The sequence below is a fragment of the Barnesiella sp. ET7 genome, assembly GCF_024733785.1.
Lineage (GTDB): Bacteria > Bacteroidota > Bacteroidia > Bacteroidales > Barnesiellaceae > Barnesiella > Barnesiella merdigallinarum.
Genome location: NZ_JANRHM010000057.1, coordinates 1 through 997 on the forward strand (window position 1 = coordinate 1; position 997 = coordinate 997).

The following is a 997-nucleotide window of genomic DNA, read 5'->3' on the forward strand; positions in this document are numbered from 1 at the left end:
ATTATCCGAAATTTCGGATAACAAAAGAGCATCTTTCCCATACTGTCGGAAATACTTGTATCGTTCCAATAAGTCGGCTCTGAGTAACGAATCGGCCTGTGCTTCAGTAATGTCTGCTGTCAAGTTCTCGTGTGGAAGCAGTTTATGCCCATAACCGATGTATGGATAGTGTTTTGCCGAATGCCACCCCTCAAACTCCTTGATGAGTGCTACCGCCTTATCGAACAGTTCCGCTGAAATCTCTTTTGGCAATGGTGGCGAAGAGTCGCCGCCTCGTGTCTGTGCCTTGGCATATCCGCAAAGCAATGTCAGACAAATAATCATCAACTTTATTCTCATAGATTCTCTTTTAGTGATTGGTTATGGCGGCAGACACCCGACAAGCGAGTGCCTGCCACCGTTGGTTAAGGATTGATGTTGATTGGAGAGACGATAGTTCCTATGGGAGTAATCGTGTTACCCTCTGTGGTATCCTCTTCCTCCTTCGCCTCGTTATTGAATGTGAATGTGAGCTGATAGAGCTGGTCGTGATTGTCCTCGAAATAGACATCTATTGTCTGCTGATCTTCACACTCCGAGGTGTAGTATAGACGGAACACATCTCTGTCAAGCGGATAACGATCATTAGGTAGCAACACCATACCGTCATCCATTCTCAATGTACCCTCGCCATCGGGCTGGAAGTAACGGATTGTGTAGCGTGTATCGGAGAAATACCCTTCACGAACAATCTCGCAGCGTATCTCCGCTGTCTCGCCCTGCACCAATCGCTTGGGAACAGGCATTGTTTCAACAGTAAAAGGATAGGCTTGCTGAACATCAAGGTCATCCTCGCAAGATGTGAAGCCCAATACTGCGGTCATCATGGCACCGCAAACCATCATATAGGAAAATAACTTTTTCATAACGCATTTAATTTTAATTGATAATAAACTTGACACCTAAGCCGAACTGAGTACTGAACTTGCCGAGTGAGCCTCCCCAGAGGACACGCTCA

Annotated in this window: 2 protein-coding genes and 1 pseudogene; all 3 read right to left on the reverse strand. The window is 46.1% G+C overall.

What is annotated here, in order from left to right; translation table 11 throughout:
* The coding region (locus NW211_RS13870) for a glycoside hydrolase (RefSeq protein WP_258328272.1) at positions 1–339 on the reverse strand (339 nt) is incomplete at its 3' end.
* A gap of 65 nt (positions 340–404) precedes the next feature.
* Positions 405–905 (reverse strand): DUF3872 domain-containing protein, encoded by a 501-nt coding sequence (locus NW211_RS13875; RefSeq protein WP_057327299.1) that lies wholly within the window; start codon positions 903–905, stop codon positions 405–407.
* 13 nt (positions 906–918) lie between these two features.
* Positions 919–997, reverse strand: a pseudogene (locus NW211_RS14150) (conjugal transfer protein); the annotation flags it as partial.

Coding starts and splice junctions, on each gene's coding strand:
- NW211_RS13875 (WP_057327299.1), bottom strand. CDS start 905: ATGAAAAAGTTATTTTCCTATATGATGGTTTGCGGTGCCATGATGACC.